General features: G+C 70.0%; 20 protein-coding genes, 1 tRNA gene and 1 pseudogene. 8 read left to right on the top strand and 14 right to left on the bottom strand.

Annotation, left to right across the window (positions count from 1 at the left end; genetic code table 11):
• Positions 1–37: 37 nt before the first annotated feature.
• Positions 38–113 (bottom strand) — tRNA-Arg (locus ABZ464_RS03980).
• A gap of 867 nt (positions 114–980) precedes the next feature.
• On the bottom strand, positions 981–1,331 hold the full coding sequence (locus ABZ464_RS03975; protein ID WP_359270508.1) for a hypothetical protein: 351 nt from the start codon (positions 1,329–1,331) through the stop codon (positions 981–983).
• On the opposite strand from ABZ464_RS03975, the gene ABZ464_RS03970 reads away from it, so the two are divergent.
• Together ABZ464_RS03970 and ABZ464_RS03965 are read left to right on the top strand one after the other, a co-directional pair.
• Positions 1,330–1,773 (top strand): TetR family transcriptional regulator C-terminal domain-containing protein, encoded by a 444-nt coding sequence (locus ABZ464_RS03970; RefSeq protein ID WP_359270505.1) that lies wholly within the window; start codon positions 1,330–1,332, stop codon positions 1,771–1,773. The two genes, ABZ464_RS03975 and ABZ464_RS03970, sit on opposite strands and share 2 nt — an antisense overlap.
• 453 nt (positions 1,774–2,226) lie before the next feature.
• Positions 2,227–5,898: a family 78 glycoside hydrolase catalytic domain gene (locus ABZ464_RS03965; protein ID WP_359270502.1), complete on the top strand. Its 3,672-nt coding sequence runs from the start codon at positions 2,227–2,229 to the stop codon at positions 5,896–5,898.
• A gap of 242 nt (positions 5,899–6,140) precedes the next feature.
• Here the strand turns inward: ABZ464_RS03965 and ABZ464_RS03960 are convergent, their stop codons facing one another.
• From ABZ464_RS03960 to ABZ464_RS03935, 6 genes and pseudogenes are all read right to left on the bottom strand, one after another.
• Positions 6,141–6,848 carry a phenylalanine--tRNA ligase beta subunit-related protein gene (locus tag ABZ464_RS03960; RefSeq protein ID WP_359270499.1) on the bottom strand — a complete coding sequence of 236 codons (708 nt, stop codon included), beginning with the start codon at positions 6,846–6,848 and terminating at the stop codon, positions 6,141–6,143.
• Between the two features lie 44 nt (positions 6,849–6,892).
• Positions 6,893–7,540 carry an FMN-binding negative transcriptional regulator gene (locus ABZ464_RS03955; protein WP_359270497.1) on the bottom strand — a complete coding sequence of 216 codons (648 nt, stop codon included), beginning with the start codon at positions 7,538–7,540 and terminating at the stop codon, positions 6,893–6,895.
• Positions 7,541–7,566: 26 nt separating this feature from the next.
• Positions 7,567–7,752, bottom strand: a pseudogene (locus ABZ464_RS03950) (EamA family transporter); the annotation flags it as partial.
• Positions 7,753–7,932: 180 nt separating this feature from the next.
• Positions 7,933–9,297, bottom strand: a complete 1,365-nt coding sequence (locus ABZ464_RS03945) for a condensation domain-containing protein (RefSeq protein ID WP_359270494.1) — start codon at positions 9,295–9,297, stop codon at positions 7,933–7,935.
• Positions 9,298–9,573: 276 nt separating this feature from the next.
• Positions 9,574–9,876 carry an AzlD domain-containing protein gene (locus ABZ464_RS03940; protein ID WP_359270491.1) on the bottom strand — a complete coding sequence of 101 codons (303 nt, stop codon included), beginning with the start codon at positions 9,874–9,876 and terminating at the stop codon, positions 9,574–9,576.
• The gene (locus ABZ464_RS03935; RefSeq protein ID WP_359270489.1) at positions 9,873–10,691 is read right to left on the bottom strand and encodes an AzlC family ABC transporter permease; all 819 of its coding nucleotides are present in this window, start codon (positions 10,689–10,691) and stop codon (positions 9,873–9,875) included. The genes ABZ464_RS03940 and ABZ464_RS03935 overlap by 4 nt, the downstream gene beginning before the upstream one ends.
• 118 nt (positions 10,692–10,809) lie before the next feature.
• On the opposite strand from ABZ464_RS03935, the gene ABZ464_RS03930 reads away from it, so the two are divergent.
• The 6 genes from ABZ464_RS03930 to ABZ464_RS03905 all read left to right on the top strand — a co-directional run bounded on the left by ABZ464_RS03930 (position 10,810) and on the right by ABZ464_RS03905 (position 16,892).
• Complete coding sequence (locus ABZ464_RS03930) at positions 10,810–11,475, top strand: methyltransferase domain-containing protein (RefSeq protein ID WP_359270486.1); 666 nt, start codon at positions 10,810–10,812, stop codon at positions 11,473–11,475.
• Between the two features lie 39 nt (positions 11,476–11,514).
• The gene (locus ABZ464_RS03925; RefSeq protein WP_359270483.1) at positions 11,515–12,534 is read left to right on the top strand and encodes a pyridoxal-phosphate dependent enzyme; all 1,020 of its coding nucleotides are present in this window, start codon (positions 11,515–11,517) and stop codon (positions 12,532–12,534) included.
• 45 nt (positions 12,535–12,579) lie between these two features.
• Positions 12,580–14,343, top strand: coding sequence for a hypothetical protein (locus tag ABZ464_RS03920; protein ID WP_359270480.1), 1,764 nt, complete (start codon positions 12,580–12,582; stop codon positions 14,341–14,343).
• A 72-nt stretch (positions 14,344–14,415) separates the two neighbouring features.
• Complete coding sequence (locus ABZ464_RS03915; RefSeq protein ID WP_359270477.1) at positions 14,416–14,886, top strand: DUF2000 domain-containing protein; 471 nt, start codon at positions 14,416–14,418, stop codon at positions 14,884–14,886.
• Between the two features lie 9 nt (positions 14,887–14,895).
• Complete coding sequence (locus ABZ464_RS03910; protein ID WP_359270475.1) at positions 14,896–15,930, top strand: 2,3-diaminopropionate biosynthesis protein SbnB; 1,035 nt, start codon at positions 14,896–14,898, stop codon at positions 15,928–15,930.
• Between the two features lie 164 nt (positions 15,931–16,094).
• Positions 16,095–16,892: an AfsR/SARP family transcriptional regulator gene (locus ABZ464_RS03905; protein WP_359270472.1), complete on the top strand. Its 798-nt coding sequence runs from the start codon at positions 16,095–16,097 to the stop codon at positions 16,890–16,892.
• A gap of 2 nt (positions 16,893–16,894) precedes the next feature.
• Here the strand turns inward: ABZ464_RS03905 and ABZ464_RS03900 are convergent, their stop codons facing one another.
• The 6 genes from ABZ464_RS03900 to ABZ464_RS03875 are packed head-to-tail and all read right to left on the bottom strand — an operon-like array spanning position 16,895 to position 22,987.
• Positions 16,895–18,085 (bottom strand): cytochrome P450, encoded by a 1,191-nt coding sequence (locus ABZ464_RS03900; protein WP_359270470.1) that lies wholly within the window; start codon positions 18,083–18,085, stop codon positions 16,895–16,897.
• Entirely contained in the window at positions 18,085–18,798 is a 714-nt protein-coding gene (locus ABZ464_RS03895; protein WP_359270468.1) for an RraA family protein, read from the bottom strand. Before ABZ464_RS03895 ends, ABZ464_RS03900 begins: the two co-directional genes overlap by 1 nt.
• The gene (locus ABZ464_RS03890) at positions 18,795–19,049 is read right to left on the bottom strand and encodes a hypothetical protein (RefSeq protein WP_359270466.1); all 255 of its coding nucleotides are present in this window, start codon (positions 19,047–19,049) and stop codon (positions 18,795–18,797) included. Before ABZ464_RS03890 ends, ABZ464_RS03895 begins: the two co-directional genes overlap by 4 nt.
• Positions 19,050–19,056: 7 nt before the next feature.
• Positions 19,057–20,274 (bottom strand): aminotransferase class III-fold pyridoxal phosphate-dependent enzyme, encoded by a 1,218-nt coding sequence (locus ABZ464_RS03885; protein ID WP_359270463.1) that lies wholly within the window; start codon positions 20,272–20,274, stop codon positions 19,057–19,059.
• Entirely contained in the window at positions 20,271–22,055 is a 1,785-nt protein-coding gene (locus tag ABZ464_RS03880) for an AMP-binding protein (RefSeq protein WP_359270460.1), read from the bottom strand. The genes ABZ464_RS03885 and ABZ464_RS03880 overlap by 4 nt, the downstream gene beginning before the upstream one ends.
• Entirely contained in the window at positions 22,052–22,987 is a 936-nt protein-coding gene (locus ABZ464_RS03875; protein WP_359270458.1) for a 3-oxoacyl-[acyl-carrier-protein] synthase III C-terminal domain-containing protein, read from the bottom strand. Before ABZ464_RS03875 ends, ABZ464_RS03880 begins: the two co-directional genes overlap by 4 nt.
• Between the last annotated feature and the right edge of the window lie 164 nt (positions 22,988–23,151).

The raw sequence follows: 23,151 nt of genomic DNA, 5'->3' as shown, positions 1-23,151 counted from the left end.
AAGGCCCCGGACCATGATCGGTCCGGGGCCTTTTGCCTGGTGCCCCCGGCAGGATTCGAACCTGCGACACCCGCTTTAGGAGAGCGGTGCTCTATCCCCTGAGCTACGAAGGCGGGGATGTGTGGGCAAAGGTGTTGGAAATCCACCCGAAGTGGGGTGATCTCCGCCCCTTGGGGCCCGAACATCCACAGGGCGCCTCCGCCGAAGCGGGGCACCGCCCACAGTCTAGCGGTGTCGGCGGGGTGCCGAGGCGGGCTTGCCGTCGAGCGAGGTGCTGCTGGACCCCCGGGTGGGGCGGCGACCCTTGCGCCTACCTCCTTCGCCTGGTGATCCCGAGAGTCACGGAGTTCTTGGCCCAGGCGTAGCCGGGCCGTCTTGCCTGCCTCGGCGTCCTTGGCCCATGCCTCCGCCACCTGGGTGACCGCCCGTGTGGTGGCGTACATGCCCTTGCCCGGAGTATCGGTGACGAGGCTGCAGAACTCGAAGAACGCCATCGTGAGACCGACTCGTCCGGCGTTCACACCGAGCAGAGGATCCCTTACCCGGCATCGCCCCCTCCTGTGACCCCTGCGCACAGTTGGGCGCGTGGGCGGCGTAGGGACGGCCGCGCAGTGATGCAGGAAAATCGAGCACATTGCAGAGCAGACCAACTCCCAGCCCTTGAAGGGGCGTTGCCCCTGAGTGGTCCGGCTGTGAAACCCGCGACACCGAACGCGCGCCGAGGCGGGTGATCTCGCAGGTGAGAGCCTCTGTCGACAACCGATCACCGGGATCCCCAAGTCGGCGCGGCAAGTTATACGTGTCGCACCGCGAGGGTTCTGCGGGGGCTTCTGTGCAGGAGGGCCCCCTTGGGCATCCCGAATCCATCCGTGCAGCGCGGGCGCTACGGGGAAGTGTGACGTTCGGGTCTGCCCGACCCGTCACTCCCGGCTGGAGCCATGACTGAAGGGTGCGGCCCGCTCGCGCAGGTTGGGGTCCGTCTATGGCGCCGAGTCGAGTCCTGGGCCGAGGCCGTGCCGTTGCAACGCCGCCTCGTAGGCGGGGCGCAGCCGGCGGTCGTCGGTGACCGTGTTGGGTGTGGCCAGTCCCTCGATCAGTGAACGGACGCCCGCCGCCAGAGTGGCCGCGGCCTCTGCCGGAGTCCCGGACTGCGCCTCCATGCTGTGGACCCCTGCCCAGGACGCGATCAGGAACCGGGCTGCCGAGGGGGCGTCGAGTGCGCGCAGTTCATGCGCTTCGACGGCTGCCTCCAGGGTCTGGACGATGCGCTCGTGCTGTTCCTGCCGGCGGGCCGCGATGGCCTGGGCCGCGGGGCTGTCGGCGGGGAACATGCCCAGTGCCCCCGCGGTGCTCGCCGAGCGGGACGCCGAGGAGTGGCGGTACGGCGTGTCACGGGTCGCCGACATGGACGAGCTCCTGCCGTACCTGGGTGAGCTTCTGCGCCATCACCAGAAGTCACCCGAGCTGATGCGTCTGTGGATCGAGCTCGCGGCGGCCGCCTCCCGCCCGGACCACCCGGCACACGCCTACTTCGTCCAGCGCTACGGCAAGGGGCGCAGGTACTTCGCCCAGGGGATGCGAGAGAAGGCGGACCGCGGGGAACTGCACGGGAATCTCGCACCCGACCACGCGGCGATTCTCCTCCAGTCCGTGCTCAACGGCCTTCAGCTGCAGTGGCTCCTCGACCGCGACCTGGACATCGTCGGACCGATGCGTGCCTTCCTGGATCTGCTCTTCCAGGTGAACGGGGACGGTGAGCCGGGCGGGGTCTGAGGCGAGGAGAGGCGCGTCCGCCGGCCGCACCGGCGTCACGCCTTCCAATGCCGAGGAGCGGGCGGTGGCGCCCGGAGCGCCGTCGCCTGAACATGCCGTCCCGCTCCGGGGTTGACCTGCGACGACCTGCCCGACGGCGGTATTGCCGCATGATCCGCCGAGGCGTGCGGGTGTCGCGTGGCGTGTACGCGAACGACCGGTGCGCCCTGCTCGCACGCCATCCGCAGGACGGAGTGCCGGTCGCCGACCAGGGTTGTCGGTGCGCGGGGTCCCGAGCCGACTGAGGCCCGTGTGCGCGAGCGATGGAAGAGGCCTCATCGGGTCGGAGGCGTTGCGTTTTGGCCCGGGCTGTTCATAAGCTGACCGCTTGGAAGGTATTGAATCGTTTCAGTTCATTGTTCCAGCGCGGTGATGAAAGGAATCCGATCCGTGGCCGAGGAGAACAGAAGTGCGTTGAGCCGCCGACACGTGCTCGGCATCATGACGGCGGCGGCAGCAGGGGCTTCCCTCCCGCTCGCCGCCGCGCAGAACGCCGTGGCGGTGGGCGCGGCAGCGTCCGGCAGGCACGGTTCCGTGCCCGCGAACCTGCAGGTCAACTCCCGAATCACCCCTCTGGGCACGGAGACCGTGCCGGCGTTCAGCTGGGTGCCGCCGGTCGCCCGGCAGACCGCGTACGAGATACAGGTCGGTACCGGGCCCGGAAAGGCGGACGTCTGGCGCGGCGGCAAGGTGGCGGGTTCGAACAGCACCGAGGTGGCCTACCAAGGCCGCGCGCTGCGGTCGGAGCAGGCGTACTCCTGGCGGGTGCGGACCTGGGACGAGAAGGGCGCCGTCGGCCCGTGGAGCGAGCCGGCGATGTGGGAGACCGGTCTGCTGAGGGGCGAGAAGGACTGGTCGGGGGCGCGGTGGATCGGGGGTCGCGCTGTGCGGGACCACGACTGGGAGGACCTGACCGCCACCGTGGTCTTCCGCGGTGGTTCCGACGCCGCAGGCGGGCTGTCCCTGCTGCTGCGTGCCGAGCCCATCGGCAAGACCTGGGGCGAGGCGCTCAACTGGACCGTCCGGCAGTCCGGCGACGACATGCAGCTGGTGATGAGGACCAGCCACTACGCCGGCAACACCTGGGTGGACGACGGGACGTCCGAGCCGGACTGGGGCGTGAACCACTACGACCCGCAGAGCGAGACAAACCCCACCACCGCGGGCACCCGCAGCGTCCCCGTCGGCACCGTCACCCTTCCCACCGCCACCGGACTGACCAAGGACAGCTGGGCCACCCGTGACCACACCGTGGCGGTCGCGGTCACCGGACTCACCGTGACCACTACGGTCAACGGTGTCGAGATCGACAGCCGCACACTCACCGGCGACCAGATCCGGCGCCACGGAAGCTTCGGCTTCGGCGGCGGCACCTCGGCCATCGTGCGTGGCGTGAAGGTGACGGGCACCGGAGCCCGCGACTTCTCCGTGGACCTCACCACCGGCGCCAACCCGTTCGAAAGCGGCATCGCCACCCCGACAGGCCTGACCTTCCCTCCCAAGAACCCCTTCATCCCCGGCCGCAACGCCGTGCTGCCCATCGCCACCCCGGCACCGGTGCTGCGCCGCGCCTTCACGCTGCCCCGCGGGCGCCGCATCGCCAAGGCACGCCTGCACCTGAGCGCCGCAGGCAACGTCACGTTCACCGTCAATGGCGACCCGATCACTGTCGACGGCGAGCGGGCCGCCCGCGGCCGGACCAACGTGCCCCGGCTGCTCACCGACCAGAGCACCTATGACCGCACGGTCCTGTACGACACCCTCGACGTCACCGCGTTGCTCCGGGCCGGCCGGGAGAACGCGGTGGCCGCCGAACTCGGACGCGGCTGGTACGGCGTGACCACACCGCAGGAGTGGTACTGGCAGCTCGCTCCCTACAGCGGCCAGCCCCGCCTGCGCGCCAAGCTCGTCGTGACGTACACCGACGGCACTGCCACCACGCTCGTCACGGACGATGACTGGCTCAGCGCGGACGGGCCCACGACGTTCGACTCCGTCTACTCCGGTGAGAAGTACGACGCCCGGCGCGCCGAGGAACTGGGCGACTGGCGCTCGGCCGGCTACCGCGCCGGCCGCGAGTGGCGCCCGGCCACCCTGCTGATCCCGCCGGGCAGTTGTGCGGGCCCGTCACCGAAGTACCACGGCGCGCTGCCCGCCACGACGGTCCCCGACGGCTTCAAGCCGGCCGTCATGCGGGCCCATGAGGCGGAACCGGTGCTGGTCAGCCAGACGCTGCACCCGGTTTCGATCACCGAGACGGCGCCCGGCTCGAAGAGCTGGGTCCTGGACTACGGGCAGATCCTGACGGGCTTCGTCCGCCTGAATCTCACCGGCATCCGCTCCGACAAGGAGGGCCTCACCCTGCGGATCCGCGGCGGCAACCGGATCAGCGCCGGCGACGGCACGGCCGCCTCCCCGCTCTCCGTCGAGGAGGAGAACTTCCAGCACGACGCCAACCTCCAGACGCACTACTACACCCTCGGAAAGCGGCCGGAGCAGAGCTGGGAACAGCAGTTCAGCCACTTCGGCTTCCGTTACCTGGAGGTCATGAACCTCGAAGCGGTCCTCGGTCGCGCCCCCGACCTCAAGCGCGACGCCGACCTCCTGACCGTCGCCGTGGCCCGTACCGGCTTCACCCGCACCGGCACCTTCACCACCGACAACGCCCTCCTCAACCGCCTGCAGCGCAACCTGGAGTGGGCCGAACAGAACAACCTCGTGCAGAAGCCCACCGACACGCCGTCCCGCGAGAAGAACGGCTGGACCGGCGACGCCATGGCCAGCTCCGAGTCCGAGTCGCTGACCTGGGACGTCAACGCGATCCTCACCAACTACCTGCGCCACTTCCCCGACACCCAGATCTCCACCGGGCAGCTCCCCATGTTCGTCCCCATGGCCAAGGGCGGCTACGGCTACGATCACACTCCCGGTTGGAACGCCGCGTGGAAGGCGGTGCCGGCCTGGGACTCGGCGTACTTCGTCATCCCGAGGGAGCTGCACACGTACTACGGGAACAGCAGTCTGTTCGCCGAGCTGTACGACCACCAGGACCGCCTCCTGAAGTACTACGAGACCCTGTTCACCGCCGAGAACGACTACAAGTTCGAGGCCTCGCTCGGCGCCTACTCCGGCGCCGAGAGCCCCGGCAGCAACGCTGTGATCAGCCTCGCCTTCTACATCCACTTCTGTGACTACATGGACGAGGTCGGCCGTCTGCTGGGCCACACCGATCGTGCCGCCCACTACGCGAAGCTGGCGCGAACGCTCCGTAAGGCGTTCATCGCCAACTACTGGGACGCCTCCCTGGGGTACTTCACCCAGGGCAGCATCTCCAGCGAGAACGCCATGGCCATCGCATTCGACTTGGTGCCCGGCTCAGACCTGGACTCCGACGACCCCCGCCATCTGGCCGGCACCAGGACCCTCGCGGAGAACAAGAAGGCCCTCGCCAAGCTCCTCGCGGACCGCATCGCGGCCGCGGACCAGCACATCCAGAACGACATGTACGGCTCGCGCTACGAGTTCAACATCCTCAGCGAGTACGGCTACACGGACGTGGCGTTGAAGGCGGTCACCCAGACCGGCACACCAGGGTACGTCTACCAGATCGCCAAGGGCGCCACCTCGCTGTGGGAGCAGTGGACCGACCGTCTTTCCGTCGACCACCACTACCGCTCCAATGTGGCGACCTGGTTCTACCAGAGCCTGGCCGGTATCAGGCCGGCCTCGACCGCGTACGAGACGCTGCGCATCCGCCCGTACATCCCGTCGGTCGCGGTCAACAGCCAAGTGCCGAAGAACACCCAGGACACCGACCTGTCACCCGCGACCCTCGACCACGTCAGCGCCTCGATCGACACGGTGCGCGGCAGGGTGTCGTCGGAGTGGTGGCGTCGTACGGACGGCAGGATCGAACTTGCGGTCACCGTCCCGTACAACACCGAGGCCGAGATCTGGGTTCCCACCCGGAAGGACCCGGTCACAGCGCCGAAGGGCGTCGCGTACATCCGGGAGGACACCTCAGGGGGCGCCGCCTACAAGGTCTACCGGGCGCGGGCGGGGTCGTACCGCTTCAACGCCGGATGACCTGACCCCCGCAGACTGCCGCGCCCTGCCGAGTTCGTCGTTCACGAGGCGGGGCGCGTCCCGGCTGTGGCGATGAGGGCGCAGACGGCGGCGCAGGCCGGCTGGACGTGGGCGCGGGTGCCAACTGGCTGCGACCACGCCCTCGTCACCGGCAGCCGAGACCTCACACGCCGTACCAAGTGACCACGCTCAACTCGAGTGTGCCCGGGCCATCCCGGTGGAGAGCCGAAGGCCAGAACGTCTCAGGTGGTGGCCTGGGGCTGTGCCGGGCTGAGGTAGTCGACGGTGGTGTGGGCGGAGTGCGGGGCCAGCAGGCCCTGTAGTTCCTCCGCCGCGAGTTCGAGGAGGTCGCCGTCGCGGGTGGCGTGGAGGGTTTCGAGGACGAAGGCGACGTGGGCGGAGTCTTCGGTGACGCGCGTGCGGTGGGCGTCTCGGTGGTTCCAGTGGCGGGTCAGGACATCGGCGGCGTCCGCGTAGATGATCTCGCCGGGCTTGGGGTTCTCGACGGTGTCGGGTTCGCCGAGCGGGGTGAAGGCTTCGGTGCCGTCCGCGTGGCGGATGCCGACGTCGCCGGTGACGCGGTCGAGGTCGAAGGCGCCGGCGGGCAGGCCGTGCCGGACGGAGACGGCGTTGTAGGAGTCGACGGCCGGGTTGATGCGCGGCAGACTCCCCTTCTTGGCGACGCGGCGGCCGAGCGCGTCGACGCTGGGGCGGACGCGGCGGGGGTTGGTGCCGAAGGACCGGTAGGCGGTGTGCCAGGCCTCGATACGGGGGTCGGTCTCGTCGGCGGGATGCCAGGTGCCCGCCGCGAGTTGCTGCTCCAGGTCCTCCAGGGCGGCGGCGGTACGCGGCCAGGGTTCGTGGCCACGCAGCCCGGTGGCGGTGACCAGGGCGATGAGGGTGTCGGGGAAGGCGTCTGCGACGGCGGGGCTGATGCGGAAGGTGGTCACAGGGGGTCCGTTCAAGATGATGGGGCGAGGGCGGGGGCGCGTGGTCAGGACGTCCAGGTGCCGATGCGGTCCAGGCGGCGCAACTGCTGGTTGGCGGTGGGCACGTCCAGGCCATGGCCGCGTTCGGTGAGACGGCGGGCAGTGTCGGCGCGCTGCCCGACTGGTTTGTGGTCGTCGTACTTGAACTTCGCGCGGACCTCGGTGATGTCCAGGCGCAGGCCGCGGATGCCGGGCAGCATCCGCCCGTAAGGGGGCTGGTCGACCTCGACGGGGGCGTGGTCGCCGTCGGGCTGGAAGTGCGCCATCTGTTGGCGCAGCAACTCGGCCTTGTCCTCGGGGTCGTCGATGATCGTGGCCTGGCAAGTGAACTGGACGGCCGCGTAGTAGCTGGTCGGGACGCCGTCGGTGGGCGGGATGCCGGGCTTGGCGCGCCAGGGGCCGGGGATGAAGGCGTAGTCGCCGGTGACGGTGAAGGCGACGTTCGGGTCGACCTCGATCGTCTTCCAGACGGGGTTGGGGCGGGCGGGGTGGATCAGCAGGGTGCTGCCGTCGACGGTGAAGTGGGTGGGCACGACGATCGGCGCATGGCCGGGCAGGCCGTTGACGCTGAGAAGGCCGAAGTCGTGTCCGTCGGCGATCCAGGTCTGCCACTCGGCGTCGTCCAGTGCGGTGTCCCAGGGCTGGATGAACATGCCGGGTCCCTTCCGGGGGTGCGGGGTCAGGTGAGGGCGAGGAGGCTGACGGCGACGGCGGCGGTACCCAGGCCGATCAGCTGGCCGCGGTGGATGCGCTCGGCCAGGACGCTGCGGGCGAGCAGGACGGTGCCGGCCGGGTACAGGGCGGTGATCACGGCGACGACGGCCAGGTCACCGCTGCGGGCGGCGAGCAGGAACAGCACGTTGGCCGGTGGGACCGCCACTGAGGGCGGTCCCTGACAGGTCAGCGGATCAGGCGGGGCTCTGGACTTCGGCGCCGAAGGCGATCATGCCGCGGTTCCGCAGGGAGCGTCACATGCCCGTCGCCTGACGGCCGGCCCAAGCGGCCCGCCTTCCAAGGGGACATCTGGGGTGAACCGCTGGGCCAGTCAGCGACCGGAGTCCGCTGGCGAATCGAGGTCGACCGTGGTCGTGTTTCGAGTTGCCAGGTGGGCTCTCGCGAATCGCATGGGGTGATCAAGTGGTTCTGCATCCCCCATGGCCACCCCGACCGCCAGAGCCTCGATGGCCAGCAGAATGTGCTGGACGGGGACCCCTGGGAAGTGCGAGTCGTGGACATTGACCGAGAGTATGTGGCTGCCGTCATCCCAGAGGGCGAACGACAGGAACCGAGTCCCCCCTTGATAGACGTGTTCACGAAGGTCGATCTTCGTCTGTTCCGTGAGATCGCCGATCTCCGCTGCCGCTCCGCGGAAATCCTCGCCTTCTGTGGAATTCCTCATGTCATTGAATGAGAAGTCGAAGGCCCTTTTGTTCTCGCTGCCTTCGTCGATGTCGGTGAGCATCACTTGCAGAGCGTGCTCGTCGTAGAGGCTGTATCGGTAACCCCTGATGCTTGCATTCCGGGCATCACCGACTACCGTCTCGAAGGGTTTGTCGAGCGATTCCAGTATCCCGGGGGCGAATTGTACGAGCTCTCCGACGAACGAACGCTCTTCCGGGGTCATGCGGTTGGAAGCCGGCAGCAGGAAGGAGGACTTGCTCCGGCCGATGAGTGCACCGGTGACCACGGAAAGGGTAGCCAGATAGGTGGCGGATGTGCTCACTGCGCATTTGTTCGAGATGGCGGAAACGGCAGCCCTCAGTGCGGGGGAGTCAATTACTGCCGACCGACTGCCGCCCTGCGGAAGTTTTTCCAGGACCGACTTCCAGTACGTGAGGGAGCGGGCGCTTTTCCGTTGCCACTTCTCCGACTCCTCCAGCCGTGCTCGGTCTACTGGCTGCAGGGGAGGGGCGGGTGGGTGATCGTTTTCGCCGGAGAAGCGGCTGTCGAGGGCTCTTCCGAGTGCCCTGCAGCCGTGAGCGTCAACTGCGAGATGGGAGACCAGGCAAATGAGGTGCGTCGGGATTTCGGCGCAAGTTATTATGATGAATAAGGCTCCGTATTCGGTTGTGGTGTCAAAGCTTTCCTGCTTGAAGCGCTGTATTGTGTTTTGGATTTCGGCTTCGGGGGCCGAGATTATGGGGATCTCTGCGGATCCGGCTTTCTCGACCTTTTGGTAGGGCTCGCCATCGGCGCGCAAGGGGAACGTCGTTCGGAGGGATTCGAACTCCTCGTATGCCCATTGGGCGGCGTTGCCGACGTCGCGGAGGTCATTCCCCGGCGGAATGGGTTGGATGTGCACGAACGGGCGGTACTTGAGGCGGGAGCCTCGGCAGGTCCTCCGCTGTGCCCACGTGAGGGGGGCGGTCGCGTCCCGCTCGCCTTCGAAGTGGATTGTTATTTTATCCATTCATGCTCCATTTGTGTTCCATTTGTGCTCCGCTTCGCTTCCATTTGATATTTATCCCCGTCCTGGTCCTTCGGAGCCGTCGCGGATCACATACCGGTGGGGTGCCATCACGAACCTGCGGCCTCTGAAGCCGTCGACCACGAGCTGATGAACCTCTTCGGGGGTGAGGGTTCTGTCGCCCAGGTCGAGGTAGGCGGTCAGGGTCGGCTCCGCCCCATCGGCACCGCGCTCCAGGGTCACCTGAACGTCGTCCGGGGAGAGGCACTCGGTGACTGCTCAACCCGCCCAGCGCAGTGCGGCCGTGGTCCCGGCCGCGGACACGACGACGACCAGGAACGGGGCCCGCAGCCACAGGGCGAGGGCCGCCACCGCCAGGCCGGCGATCCTGGCGTCCAGCACGAGGCGCTGGTGGTCCGTGAACGTCTGCACGGCGATGAGCGCACCGAGCAGGGCCACGGGAACGGCCGTCGCGACGCGGGAGACCGCCGGGTGGGCGAGGAACCGCTCCGGTACCAGGAGTCCGAGCAGCTTCAGGGCGAAGCAGGCCGCCACCGCGACGGCGATCCAGGCCCAGCTCATCCGATCCGCCCTTCGGCTTCGTGGGAAGGCATCTGTGGGGAGGGCATCTGTGGAGAAGGCGGCTGTGGGGAGGGCGGCTGTGGGGAGGGCGGCTGTGGGGTAGGCACCGGTGGGGACGGCGGCTGTGCCGTGGTGCCCGGTACCAGCAGGACGCTCAGCGCGACCAGCCCGCCGAGGAGCACCGGCAGCCCGGAGTCGAGCAGGGGAGAGGCGGCGACGGCGACGGCGCAGGCCAGCACGAAGACCACCTGGTTGACCCGCTGCCGCAGCCGGGGGGCGACCAGCGCCAGGAAGGCGGCGGAGGACGCCGCGTCCAGGCCCAGTTCAGTGGGGTCGGCCAGCAGCGAGCCGGCCAGGGCTCCCGCCAGGGTGGCCAGGTTCCAGCACAGGAACACCGTCGCACCCGTACTCCAGTAGGCCCATCGCGCCGCGGCCGGGGAGGAGCGGCCCACCGCCATGGCCGCGCTCTCGTCGCTGAGCAGATGGGCCATGGGCAGCAGGGACGCGCGACGGGGGCGCAGCAGGCGGCCGAGGCCGACGCCGTAGAAGACGTTGCGCACTCCGAGCAGGGCGGCCGTCGCCGCCGCGGAGGGGCCTCCGCCGCCGCCGGCGATGACGCCCACCAGGGCGAGTTGTGAGGAGCCGCCGTACAACAGCAGGGACAGCAGCTGCGTCTGAGCGACCGTCAGTCCCGCCGAGACCGCGAGCGCGCCGTACGACAGTCCGTAGGCGCCCACGGCCAGGCCTATCCCGGCGGCGTCCCGCAGGACGGCCCTGCGTCCGTCCCGGGAGGTTCTTTCATTTGCTTCTTCCACTACGCCCCGATCCATCCTCCGAAGCCTGTCCATCACGTGGGACAGCTTCCAGAAAGCCCTTTCCTCAGTCAACTCGGATCAGTAAGCTGATTTGCATCAGTCAACTTGAGGGGGCTAGATGACATCTCAGACGTACGGCGAGCTCCAGTACGGGTGGGAGAAGGCGTACCAGGAGCAGGGCGAGCAGCCGCTGTGGCAGGAGGAGCCGATCCCGGTCATCCCCGAGGCGGTCGCGGAACTGCGCAAGCGCGAAGTCCGCTCCGTGGTCGACCTCGGCTGCGGGGACGGCCGCAACCTGGCGGCACTGGTGGACGCGGGCCTCAACGCGCTCGGCGTGGACATCGCCCCGACGGGCCTGGCGCACGCGCGGCGCGTCATCCGGCAGCGGGCGTTCCTGCTGCGCGCCGACGCCACGCAACTGCCCCTGATCGACGCCTCCGTGGACGCGGTGACCTGCTTCGACGTGTTCGGCCAGATCCAGGATCCGTCGCACCTGATCGCCGAGGCGCGGCGGATCGTCGCCGCGGACGGCCTGTTCGTCACGAACGCCTTCACCATCGAGGACGAGACCTACGGCGAGGGCGAGGAGATAGCCCGGCACACCTTCGCGTACAAGGACACGCTCTTCCGTTTCTACGAAGAGGACGAGATCCGCGCGCTGTTCTCCGAGTGGGACATCCACGAGCTGCGCAGGGTCGCCTGGGACGACCCGCCGCACGGCGACTTCCGGCCCTACCGGCACCGGCACGACAACTGGGTGGTCTTCGCGACTCCGCGCAGTTGACGGTACGGGGGCGACAAGGGCGAAGGGAAGAGGGCGATCATGCCTGACCCGCTCGTGCAGGAGTACCTCGACCGCTTCGCGACGCTCCTCGGGCCGACACCCGTGAAGACCGTGACGGTCGACGTGCTGGGCACCGGGCGCCGGATCCACCTGAAGCTGGAAGGGCACAACGTCACGGGCTCCATCAAGGCCCGTACGGCCTATGGCCTCGTTCGCGGACTCGCCGAGGACGGCAGACTGCGGCCCGGGGCGCACCTGTTGGAATCGACGTCCGGGAACCTCGGAGTGGCGCTGGCGAGCATGGCCAGGTTTCTCGGCATGAGATTCACCGCGGTGATCGACCCCATGATCACGGCGGAGAGCCGAAAGCGGCTCGTGGACCTGGACGCGAACATCGTCGAGGTCGATGAGCCCGATCCGGCGGGCGGATATCTGCTGTCCCGGCTCGCCAAGGTGAGCGAACTGCTCGACCGCGACGACCGGTATGTCTGGGTGGACCAGTACAACAGTGCGCGCAACCCCGACATCCACCGCCGTATGACCGGACCGGAGATCCTGGACCAGATGGTCACGCCGCCCGACGCCGTGTTCGCGGCCATCTCCACCGGGGGGACGTTCGCCGGCCTCAGCCGGTGCTTCCGGGAGAACCGTCCGCAGACGCACATGGTGGCGGTGGACGTCAACGGCTCGGTCGCCTTCGGCGGTCGGCCGGGACGGCGCCATCTCCCCGGGGTCGGCGCCAGCCGGCGCTCGGCCTTCCTCGACGACTCGCTCGTGGACCATCTCACGTACACGAGCATCGAAGAGGCGGTGTACTACTGCCGGACCCTGCTGAGGGAGTCCGGTATCCACCTCGGCGGCTCGGCCGGGGCGGTCGTCGCCGCCTGTGTGCGCTACCTCGCGGAACACCCCGAGATCCGCGAGCCCCTGTGCGTCTGCGCGGACGGGGGTGAGAAGTACCGGAGCACGGTCTACAGCGACGCCTGGCTGGACACGATCCGAGGGCCTGCCGCCCCCGCGGCGTCGCGCCGTGCGGCAGAGGTCGCCGTATCACGGTAGACATGGGCGTGCGGGGAACGCGGATCGATCGACGAGGACTATCGGATGCCAGGGCTACGTGATGCCTATCGAACACTGGAGGCGCACGTCGCGGAAGGGCGCGTACCGGAACTGAGCGCCGTCCGGGAGCTGTCCGGGCCCGCTCTGCTGGAGGCCGACGAGCACGATGTCGCGCTGCTGCTCTTCCTGACCGCTCTGTGCGCGCGCCTCGACGGAGGTACGTCGGTCTCGGCGGACCTGTACGACGTGGCCCGGCGCTACCAGGAGATGTCGTTCCTCTACACCGGGCGCATCATCCCGCGCATCAAGGAGATGATCGAACTCCTGGACCGAGGCGTGGACACCCGTTCCCTCGCGGTGCTCACGGAGGTCGCCGACCACCTGAGCCAGGGCTGGGCGGAGTACCCCGACTCGGTGTTCCCGTCGGCGTTCACCCGGCTGGCCGGGCAACTCGGGCACGACGTGGGGGAGGAACCCTTCACCCGTACGTCGTTCTCCTGCTGGCAGCGCGGCCTGGAGCGGGCGGCCGCGGGCGATCCGGGCCCGGCCCGGGAGTACTTCCAGCAGTCACTGGCCAAATATCGCCGGTACCTCTACTACGCGGACGCCTCCTGGCTGTTCATGGACGTCGTCATCACCCTGCTCATGGACGGCCGTACCCGGGAAGCGGCCGAGGTCTGCGACGAGCAGCGGACCTACGTGGAGGAGGTCGTCGCCTCGCTGCCGCTCGCCGCCGACCGCGGTGACCGCTCGTTCGCCTTCCACCAGGGCGACGTGCACAGCGGCGGCTACAGCACCTTCGTGGAATCAGCCACCCTGAATCCACGCGAACTGACCGAGCAGGACCGCGAGGTACTGGTGCGGTACGTCCGCGCCGGCGAGTTCCTCGTCGCGGCCTGCCGACACCGATCGGTCAGCGACTTCTGCGCCGCCCTGGACCTGTTCTCCTTCGGGTGGACGACGTTCCCGCGGTCCCCCTACCCCCGCATCCTGCAGCATCTGGTCGACCGGTACGGCGCTGAAACACCCCAGTGGAACGTGCATCTGACGGCGTACACGCTCTGGCACCAGATGCTGCGGATGAGCCGCGCCTCCATCAGGTCGCGCGCCCTGATCGCGACCGCGATGGGGCTGCGCGAGCGGCTCGGCTACGCGGGCATGCGCAGACATGCCGACGTGGTCCTGCTCGACGCCGCCATCCTGCACTCCCGGCTGCACGGGAAGCAGGCCACGGTGGAGTGGATAACGCGCTACGTGGCGCAGCTCAGACCGGAGATCCCGGGTCTGCTGCAGGCCGCGATCAACTACCTCCAGGCGTCCTCGGAGGACGACGCGGAGCGACTGCTGACCCCGTACATCGGACTGCGTTCGCGCTACACCGCGCCGGACCTGATTCTCGCGGCCACGTTCTGGCGCGTCCCGCGCGGACCCGGCCGCGTCGAGGTCGCCCTGTACGGCAGGCTCCTGTCGGTGGAGGGCGTCACGGTCTACGAGATCACGCCCGACCCCCTGATCAGTGTCCTGGAAGTGCTCGGCGCCGAGTTCCTGCGCAACCGCCGGGAGGGCAGGGACGTTCCGCTCATGTCCGCCGCCGAGCTGTCCGCGCGCACCGGGCGGACCCCCGCGGCTCTCGCGCAGACGGTCCGCAGGTTCCGCGCGGTGTGCGAGGAGAAGTTCCAGGAAGCGACCGACTGGTCCGTACCCGCCGACGCCGTGATCCAGGGCCGCCCGGGGTACCGGTTCAATCCGGCGAACGTGGAGAGCTTCCACCGGTACCCCGTGGCACCGGAGCCGCGGCCCCACGCCTGAGGGGCTCGCGGTCCGCCCGTCCCCGCGCACACCCACCCACCCTTACCGTCCGTGACCGAAAGAGAGCTTCCCGTGTCCGATGTGCCGCGCCTGATGGCCGAGGCGTCCGAGGTCGACACCTCGTACAAGTTCGTCGTCGCCCTCAAGGCGAAGCTCCCGCCGGGGGTGGCGACCAACGCGGCGTCCCATCTGTGCCTGGGGCTGGTGGTCAAGGCCGCGGCCGAACGGCCGGAGCTGCTGCCCCGCATGTCCTTCCTGGACTTCCCCGACAAGGACGGGGGACGGCACGCCCCCGTCTCGGGCCTCTCCCTGGTGGTCCTCGAGGGGCGTCCCGCCTGGCTCGGGCGGCTGCGCCGCGAGGCGGCGGACGCCGGCCTGCTGTTCACCGACTTCACCTCGGCGATGACCGGCGGCACCTACGAGGAGCAGCTGGAACGCATGGGGTCCACGCCGGAGGAGGCGCTCGACTACTACGGCGTGGCCCTGTTCGCCACGCGTGCCGAACTCGACCCGCTGACCAAGAAGTTCTCGTTGCTGCGCTGAGAGGAAACCATGACAACCCTGACAACCCTGACAACGTCGTCCTCGTCCGTACCGCAAGGTCTCGTCGTGGTGCCGGGGTCCGCCGTGGACGCCGTCCTGGCGGACTGTCTCAAGGAGACCAAGGGCATCGTCCGGCAGGTCTACGGCGAGGCCTCCGAAGGGCGGTTGGTCAATCCCGACAGCCTCTTCCTGCGGCCCGATGCCGAGCGCCGGGAACGGGTCATCGCCCTGCCCGCCTATGTGCCGGGGCCGCCCGCCGCGATGGGCATCAAGTGGATCTCCAGCTTCCCGGAGAATCTCGCGGAGGGGCTGCCCCGGGCCTCCGCCCTGATCGTCCTCAACGACCCGCGTACGGGCTTCCCGGTGGCCGTGCTCGAAGGGGCCCGCATCAGCGCCCACCGCACGGCGTTGTCCGCGCTGGTCGGGGCGGAGGCCCTGCTCGGCGAGGCGCGGTCCGTGGGCAGCGTGGCCGTGGTGGGCACCGGCTACATCTCCCGTACGACGGTGCGGGTCCTGGCGGCCGAGAACTGGTCGTGCGACACGCTCCAGGTCTTCGATCTCGACGCGGACCGGGCCGAGGCGTTCGCCGCGGAGGCGCCCGCCGCCTTCGCCGGCCGGACACGGGTGGCGGCGAGCCTGCGCGAAGCCGTCGCGGACGCCGACCTCGTGCTGCTGGCGACCACCGCGACCGTTCCGCACGTCACGGACGGCGGCTGGTTCAAGCAGGGCGCCACCGTGCTGCACATGTCCCTGCGCGATCTGACGCCCGCTGCGCTGGCGGACGCCGACCACGTCGTCGACGAGGTGTCCCACGCCCTCCGCGAGAAGACGTCCCTGGCGCTCGCCGTCGAGCAGGGCGCCGTCGAGCCCGGACGGATCCGGGCGGTCGGGGAGCTGCTGCGGGGCGTGGCCCGGCGCGATCCGGGACGGACCGTCGTCTACGCGCCGTTCGGCCTCGGCTCCCTGGACATCGCCGTCGCCCGCCTCGTCCTCGAACGCGCCGGGGGCCTGGAAGGGGTGCGCACGGTTCCCGACTTCTTCTGAACCGGCCCGGCGCACAGGGAATTCACGGACCGGGCACAGGGAAATCGGGCGGAATGGCGGAGTGTCGCCGATCGCCTCGGAATGTGGTTGACATTTCTGTTACTTGAATTTCTCATACGTTTCCAGGATCGCGAACGCTGTTCGAGGACCAGAACGGGGGCGGCGTGACATTCCGCTTACAGCTGCTGGGAAAGCTCACCCTCAGTCACGACGGTGAGGTCATCGACATCCCGGGGCACCGGCTTCAGGTGCTGCTGGCCCTGCTGGCGGTCAACGCCAACCGGCCGGTGTCCAAGGGATGGCTGATCGGCGAGATCTGGGCCGACGCGTCCGCGGTCAGATCCAACGCGCTGCACGCGCTCGTCTTCCGGCTGCGGAAGATCCTCGGCACCCGGATCGGCGGGGATTTCGCGGCCCAACGGCTCGTCACCTCCAGCCGGGGCTACCAACTCTGCCTGAAGGAAGACGAGTTGGACATCATCACCTTCGAGGCGCTGGTGAGCAGGGCGCAGCGCGACAAGGGCGTCGACCCCGGCCTCGCGCTGGCCCACGCGCATGCCGCCCTGGACCTGTGGCGCTCCCCGGCACTGGAGGACCTGCGGGCCGGGGCGTGTCTGAGCGGGGTCGCGGCCCGGCTGGAGGAGCAGCACCTGTGGGCCCTGGAACTCCAGGTCAACCTGGCCATCGAGGCCGGGCGTTACGCGTCCGTACGGGGCGTGCTGCGGGAGCTGACGCTGCGGTACCCGTTCAATGAGCGCTTCTCCGAGTGGTACATGCTCGCGCTGTACCACTCGGGCCGGCAGACCGAGGCGCTGGGCGAGTTCCGCCGGATCAGCCGGGCGCTCCGCGGCGAGCTGGGCCTCGAACCCTGCCCGCCCCTCAAGGAGTTGCACCAGGCGGTGCTGCGGCACTCGGTGCCGGTCGCGGCCCGGGGCCCGCTGGTGGAGCGCGGCACGGCCTGATCTCAGGCCGGGTCGAGCACCAGCGGCAGCTCCTGGCATCTGCGGAACGTGACACCGGAGACGGGCGGCAGCCCGTCCTGCGGACACCGGATACGGGAGGACGCGCGCAGCAGCGCCTCCAGCGCGATCTCCACCTCGGCGGTGGCGAGCCGGCTGCCCGGGCAGCTGTGCCGCCCCCGTCCGAAGGAGAGCCCGGCCCGCTCGGGCCGCCGGGGCCGAAAGGCGTCCGGGTCGGCGAAGACCTCCGGATCCCGGTTGGCGGCGGCGAAGTTGACCTGGACGGCGGCCCCTCGGGGGATTCGAACCGCACCGAGTTGGGTGTCCCGGACGGCGTAGCGCAGCGTGAAGTGCAGCGGAGGTTCCCAGCGCAGCACCTCGCGCACGAAGTCGGCGACCGGGAGCGTCCCGGCCCGCAGCGCCGCCTCCTGCTCGGGAAACCGCAGCAGGCACAGCACGGCGTTGGAGAGCGTGCACACCGTCGTCTCCGTGCCGGCCGCCAGCAACAGTCCCACGGTGCGGACGACCTCCTCCTCGCCGATCCCTTCCGGGGCCCGCGGGGTCGTACGGCCGAGCAGTCCGCCGCGCACCGGGCAGCCCGGGGCGGCGCGCACCGCGCGTACATGGGCCTCCAGTTCCTCCCGCGCGGCGAAGGCCGTGCTCAGCGGGGCGTCGACCCGGTCCAGATAGTCGATCACCGGCCGCATGAGCCTCGCCAGCCGGGCCCGGTCGGCCTGGTCGAGGCCGACCAGTTCGACCGCGACCCGGAAGGGCAGTTCCATGGCGTAGTCGGCGACGAAGTCGGCCCGGCCGCGGCGGGCCAGGCCGGTCGCCAGGTCCTCCGCGACGGGACGGACCACCTGCGCGATCAGCTCCCGCACCCGGCTGCCGGTGAGGTCGTGGTTGACGAGCGGGCGCAGCCGCGTGTGGTCCTCGCCGTCGCTGTCCACCAGCGTGGGACCCAGCACCTGCCGGCTGCGGCGGAAGAGGTTCTCCACCGTGAAGTCCGGGCCCCTGAGCACCTCGTCGACCAGGGCGTGCGCGTGGACGAAGAAGCAGCGGCCCGGCTCGGACCAGCTCACCGGCCGATGGGCGCGGAACCAGTCGTAGTACGCCCAGGGGTCCTGCCGGTGGGCGGCCGGGTCGAACTGCTCGGGCCCCGGCGGCCTGAGAGCGCCGACCGCGGTCGCTCCCATCACACGTCCATCTTCAGCGGGCCGCGGCCGGCCAGATAGTCGTGCAGCCCGCAGGCCTCGCTGAGCCGGACCCCGCCGCGTACCGCGTCGCGCAGTCTCTCCTCCTGGCTGCGTAGCAGCCGGGCCGCGTTGAGGACCGGCGAGACACGGTCCGCGCGTACGGCCACCACGGCGTCGTCGTCACCGAACAGCCAGTCCCCGGGGGAGAGTTCGAGCGGGCGCGGGCTGTTGTCCGGGCCGACCACCGGCACGGTGACGGTCATCGGCAGCTCGGCGGCGGGCACCTGTGCCGTCTTCGCCGAGATGATGTTGACCTCGGTCGAGAACACGGGGAGCCGCAGCTCCGCGATGAACCCCAGGTCGCGTACCGCCCCGTGGACGACCAGCCCGCCGAGCCCCTGGGCCACCGCGGCCGTGCTCAGCACATCACCCGCGAGGGCCTCGGAGTACTCCGCGGTGTTGGTGGCCAGCAGCACGTCCCCCGGAGCGGCGGCGTCGAGGGCCTGGAGGACGGGCAGCATGTCGTTGGCCGTGGCGACCGGGTAGACCGGGCCGGCCAGGTGCCGGCCCGGAGTCCGGCTGACCAGGGGCCAGGCGAGCACCTCGACGTAGTCGGGCGCGGCGTCCCGCAACTGGGCGCACCCCAGCTCGCGGAAGGTCTCACGGATACGGGCCACGCGGGAGTCGGCCGGGGGCGCGGTGGTGGACGTCATGCTGCCTCTTTGGCGAAGTAGGAGTCGTAGACGCGTTCCATGGTGTGGAAGTTGCGCAGCGAGTCGGCGGTCAGCGTGATCTCCTGACCGGTCAGCTTCTCCAGGTGGATCAGCAGTTCCACCATGGCGAAGGAGTCGAGATGCCCGAGATCCCAGAGGTTGTCGTCGGGCGCGGGGTCGGGAAATTCCCGCGGGGCCCGGACGGTCCTCAGGATGTCGCTGAACGTCCGGTAGAAATCCTGGCGTTCCACGAGGTCGTCACTCCTTCTCGGTCGGGTCGTCGTGGGGGTCACCGAGCGATTCCAGGGCCTCGGTGAGCAGGTCCAGCGCCGAGGCGAGCTGCTCCGGCGCGATGGTCAGGGGCGGTGCCACCCGGATGCGCCGGCCGTCGTGGCCGCCGGTGAACACCAGGACGCCGCGCTCGACACCGCGGTGCACCAGCTCGCCCGCCCGGTCGTGCCCGAAGGACAGGGTCGGCCCGGTCAGATGGACGTCCCGCGTTCCGTACAGGCCGGCGATCTGCTTGGCGTACTTCTCCAGCGCCGTCGCGACGCCGTCGGCCAGTCCGGCCACCGGGGTCCGGTCCAGCCAGCGGCTCACCGCGGCGGCGGCCCGGTAGGCGGGCACCGACGTCTGGAAGGTGTGGGCCAGTGCGAGGTCCTGCCCCACCGCCTCGTCGAACGCCTCGGGGTACACGACGGCCGACAGCGCCGCGAGCCCGTTGGTGAGGGACTTGCTGAAGAGATGGACGTCCGGTTCCAGGCCCGCCGCCCGGGACGGGCTGAGGGAGCCGTGCCGGTGGAAGCCCGCCTGGACCTCGTCGGCGATCACCACGACGCCCCGGGACCGGGCGGCCGTGACGAGCCGCTCCAGCCACGCCGGGTCCACCGGGACGTATCCGTTGGCACCCTGGACCGGTTCGAACAGCAGGCAGGAGATGCCGTCCAGGTCGGGGACCGGACCGCCGGGGGCGACGCGCTCGATCCAGCGGTCGGTCTCGGTGACCCAGGGCGTGTTCTGCAGGGCGAGCGGCCGGTGTGTGCTGGTGGCGGCGAGGGCGTCCACGCCCAGTCCGTGGAAGGCGCCGTCGAGGACGAGGATCCGGCCCCGCCGCACCCGCTGGGCCAGGGCGAGGGCGCTCGCCACCGCGAAGCTGCCGCCGACCTGGTAGAGAACGCGGTGGCCGGGGGCGCCGAGCCGGTCGGTCAGCCAGTCGGCGACCTCGTACGCCTCCTCGGGATAGACCCCGCTGACGAGGTCGGCGTCGAGCCCCTGATGGGCGGTGATGTCCGGGTTGAGATGCCCGAAGTTCACCGCCCCGTAGGAGCTGGTGAGGTCGGTGTACCGGCGGGTGGTGCCGTCGTCGTCGAGCAGGAGGGTGGCGTTGCGGGCTTCCCGGACGATCAGCCGCCGGCCGAGGACGCGTGATTCGTCGAGCGGACTGATGCGGTCGGCCAGGACGGGGGAACGACTCAACGGGTCTCCTTGGTGGGGGCCGGGAGCAGGGCCAGCCTCGTGCGGTCGACCTTGCCGTTGGCGGTGACGGGCAGGGAGGCGGTCGTGCGGATCTCGCTCGGGACCATGTACGACGGCAGCACCTCGGCACACCACCGGCGCAGTTCGGCCGGGTCGGGCCCCGTCGTGCCGGGCGCCGGCACGACCACCGCGCGCAGTTCCTGGAGGCCGGCCTCGCCCTGGACCTGGACCGTGAGGGCCGCCTCGCTGATTCCCGGATGGGCCGCGAGCCGGTGTTCCACCTCCTCCAGCTCCACCCGGTTGCCCCGGATCTTGACCTGGAGGTCGGCGCGGCCCCGGTAGCGGAGCAGCCCGTCCTCCCCGGTCTCGGCGAGGTCCCGGGAACGGAACACCGGCTCTCCGTCGTCCGGGCGCAGCGGATTGGGCACCAGGGCGGCCGCCGTCGCGACGGGGTCGCGCCAGTAGCCCGAGAACAGGTTGTCCGCCCGCAGGTACAGCTCGCCCACCCGGCCCGGCCGGGTGACGGGCCGGCCGCTGTCGTCGAGGAGCAGCAGCTGTGCTCCCGGGTGGCCCCAGGAGAAGGGCAGGGAGGTCAGGTCGTCCGGGAGCGGGGTCGGCAGGTCGTGGAACGAGCACGCCACCGACTCCGAGTGGCCGAAGCAGTTGATGACGCGCAGTCCCGGTACGGCCTCGGTCAGGCGGCGCAGCTGCTCCACGGGAAACGCCTCACCCGCGAACAGCACGGCCTCCAGGTGTGCGGCGCGGGACAGTTCGCCGGGTGTGTGCCGCAGGACCGCGGACCAGATCGACGGGACGCCGTTCATCTGGGTGACACCGTGCCGGCCCAGGTGGTCGAGCATGCGGCGGGGCTGTTGGTAGAGGTACCGGGGGACCAGGACGAGGGTGGCGCCCGAGCCGAGGGCCAGCCCGTAGTCGAGCAGCGAGAAGTCGAACTGGAGAGGGGAGATGCTGCCGACCCGCGCCTGCGGCCCGAGTGCGCAGTGCGCGACGAGCGCGCGCCAGAAGGCGAGGACCGCACGGTGGCTCATCATGATGCCCTTGGGCTCGCCGGTGGTGCCCGAGGTGAAGATGAGATAGGCGAGATCCCGCCCGAGGGTGGCCAACCGGATGCCGGGGGCGCCGGAAGCGCTGGGAGCGTCGGGGCTGCCGGGGCTGCCGGGGCTGCCGGGGCCGCCGGAGCCGTCGGGGCCGCCGGAGCCGCCGGAACTTCCGGGAGCGTGGCGCCTCGCTGGCAGACGCAGGCCGTCGGGGGTCAGGGCGGCGCGGGGTACGGGATCGGGCGGCGGCGTGGTGGCCGCGTCGGTCGGCTCGTCGGCCGGATCGGCCGGATCGGCTGGATCGGGTGGTGGCGCGGTGGCCGCGTCGGTCGGCTCGTCGGCCGGATCGGGCGATGGCGCGGTGGCCGTGTCGGACGGCTCGGCGGCCCGGACCAGCAGGACGGCGTCGGTGCGCGCGGTGATGGCGGCGAGCCGGGACGGGGGGCAGTCGGGGGCCAGGGGGACGAACACGGCGCCGGCGAGCGAGCACGCGCACAGCAGGGCAAGCGCTTCCGGGGAGGGATCGAGCTGGAGCACGATCCGGTCGCCGTCGCCGACACCCCAGTCGCGCAGGTGGTCCGCGTACATGTGGGCCAGTGCGGCGAGTTGGGCGTAGGTGAGCGTCGACCGCTCGCCGACGACCGCCGGATGGCCGGGGCGGTCGGCGGCGTGGCGCAGCAGGAAGTGGTGGAACAGGGTGTCGGGCGCGGCGCCTGAATTCATGTCGCGGCCCCCAGGACGGTGGCCCCCCATTGACTGGGGCCGGCGCCGAGAAGCATCAGGTGCTCTCCGGCGCCGACGGGCTGCTCGTGGAGCGAGTCGACGAGGTTGATGACCGGGTCCGAAGCCATGGCGTGCCCCAGCCGCGGGATATTGCCGGCGTGCACCTGACCGAAGTCGAATCCGGAAATTCTGGTGATGCCGCGGTTGACGCGCAGGTTGTAGTTGTTCGGCAGTACCCGCGATATCTGGGAGGCGGCCAGGCCGACGTTCTTCAGGGCGAGCGCGGACGTTACGGAAATTCCTTTCGAGAAACCCGCCATGTACCGCATGAAGTTGTCCTGGGGGCGCAGTGCGGCGAGCTGGAGGTCGTTGGTGAGCGAGGTGTGCAGGAACCGCAGCGCGGCGGACGACGGCGACCTCGTGACCAGCAGGCTCGACGCGGCGTCGCTGTGCACGGAGATGTTGCCGGTGACCAGCCGCGGACTGCCCGGCTCGCGGGTGTCGACGCAGACCACGAGGACGTCCTCCGCCTGGCCCGAGTGGATCAGGCCGGTCGCCAGCTGGACGGCGGCGTGCAGATTCGCGCAGTAGAAGCGCGAGACGCCGACGAGGGCGGCGTGGTCCAGGCCCAGCCGGCGCAGTGCGGCGCCGAGTTCGGTGGCGGTGGTGCGGGCCGCGTCCCAGGTGTTGCTGGTGGTGTACAGCACGTGGCTCACATGCCCCCGGCGCTCCGGGGCCGCGGCGAGGGTCCGGGCGGCGGCCTCCTCCGCGAGGGCGACGGACGTCCTCCTGGTCGAACGGAAGGTCCTCAGGCCGACCTCGTGGAAATCCTGCCGCAGCTCCGGGGTGAGCGAGGGGAGTTCCTCCAGGGTCAGCTCTTCCTCCCCCAGTTCGTACGCGAATGCGTCGAGCCAGACCGGCGGTGCGGACATACGGAGACCTCCCCTTCTTCGGTGGGTCGAGTAAATCCCCGAGAGGTCGCGAGCGTCCAGAACGGGCTTGCCCCGAATTACCCCGTATCGATCTCCGGGCTGAGCTGCGTAAAGGGCCTGAAGAATGCCCGTGTAAGCGCCGTAAAAGCGCATCGGAAGACCGC

This window comes from Streptomyces sp. NPDC005820 (genome assembly GCF_040630255.1).
Taxonomy (GTDB): domain Bacteria; phylum Actinomycetota; class Actinomycetes; order Streptomycetales; family Streptomycetaceae; genus Streptomyces.
Note: the sequence above shows the minus strand (reverse complement) of the source record. Positions and strands in the feature narration are given on the sequence as shown.

What these genes read in the sequence shown, in the direction of transcription:
- ABZ464_RS03970 (WP_359270505.1), top strand. Translation starts at nt 1,330, where the DNA reads ATGCCCAGTGCCCCCGCGGTGCTCGCCGAGCGGGACGCCGAGGAGTGG.
- ABZ464_RS03975 (WP_359270508.1), bottom strand. Translation starts at nt 1,331, where the DNA reads ATGTTCCCCGCCGACAGCCCCGCGGCCCAGGCCATCGCGGCCCGCCGG.
- ABZ464_RS03955 (WP_359270497.1), bottom strand. Translation starts at nt 7,540, where the DNA reads ATGTTCATCCAGCCCTGGGACACCGCACTGGACGACGCCGAGTGGCAG.
- ABZ464_RS03945 (WP_359270494.1), bottom strand. Translation starts at nt 9,297, where the DNA reads ATGGATAAAATAACAATCCACTTCGAAGGCGAGCGGGACGCGACCGCC.
- ABZ464_RS03940 (WP_359270491.1), bottom strand. Translation starts at nt 9,876, where the DNA reads ATGAGCTGGGCCTGGATCGCCGTCGCGGTGGCGGCCTGCTTCGCCCTG.
- ABZ464_RS03930 (WP_359270486.1), top strand. Translation starts at nt 10,810, where the DNA reads ATGACATCTCAGACGTACGGCGAGCTCCAGTACGGGTGGGAGAAGGCG.
- ABZ464_RS03925 (WP_359270483.1), top strand. Translation starts at nt 11,515, where the DNA reads ATGCCTGACCCGCTCGTGCAGGAGTACCTCGACCGCTTCGCGACGCTC.
- ABZ464_RS03920 (WP_359270480.1), top strand. Translation starts at nt 12,580, where the DNA reads ATGCCAGGGCTACGTGATGCCTATCGAACACTGGAGGCGCACGTCGCG.
- ABZ464_RS03910 (WP_359270475.1), top strand. Translation starts at nt 14,896, where the DNA reads ATGACAACCCTGACAACCCTGACAACGTCGTCCTCGTCCGTACCGCAA.
- ABZ464_RS03900 (WP_359270470.1), bottom strand. Translation starts at nt 18,085, where the DNA reads ATGGGAGCGACCGCGGTCGGCGCTCTCAGGCCGCCGGGGCCCGAGCAG.
- ABZ464_RS03895 (WP_359270468.1), bottom strand. Translation starts at nt 18,798, where the DNA reads ATGACGTCCACCACCGCGCCCCCGGCCGACTCCCGCGTGGCCCGTATC.
- ABZ464_RS03880 (WP_359270460.1), bottom strand. Translation starts at nt 22,055, where the DNA reads ATGAATTCAGGCGCCGCGCCCGACACCCTGTTCCACCACTTCCTGCTG.
- ABZ464_RS03875 (WP_359270458.1), bottom strand. Translation starts at nt 22,987, where the DNA reads ATGTCCGCACCGCCGGTCTGGCTCGACGCATTCGCGTACGAACTGGGG.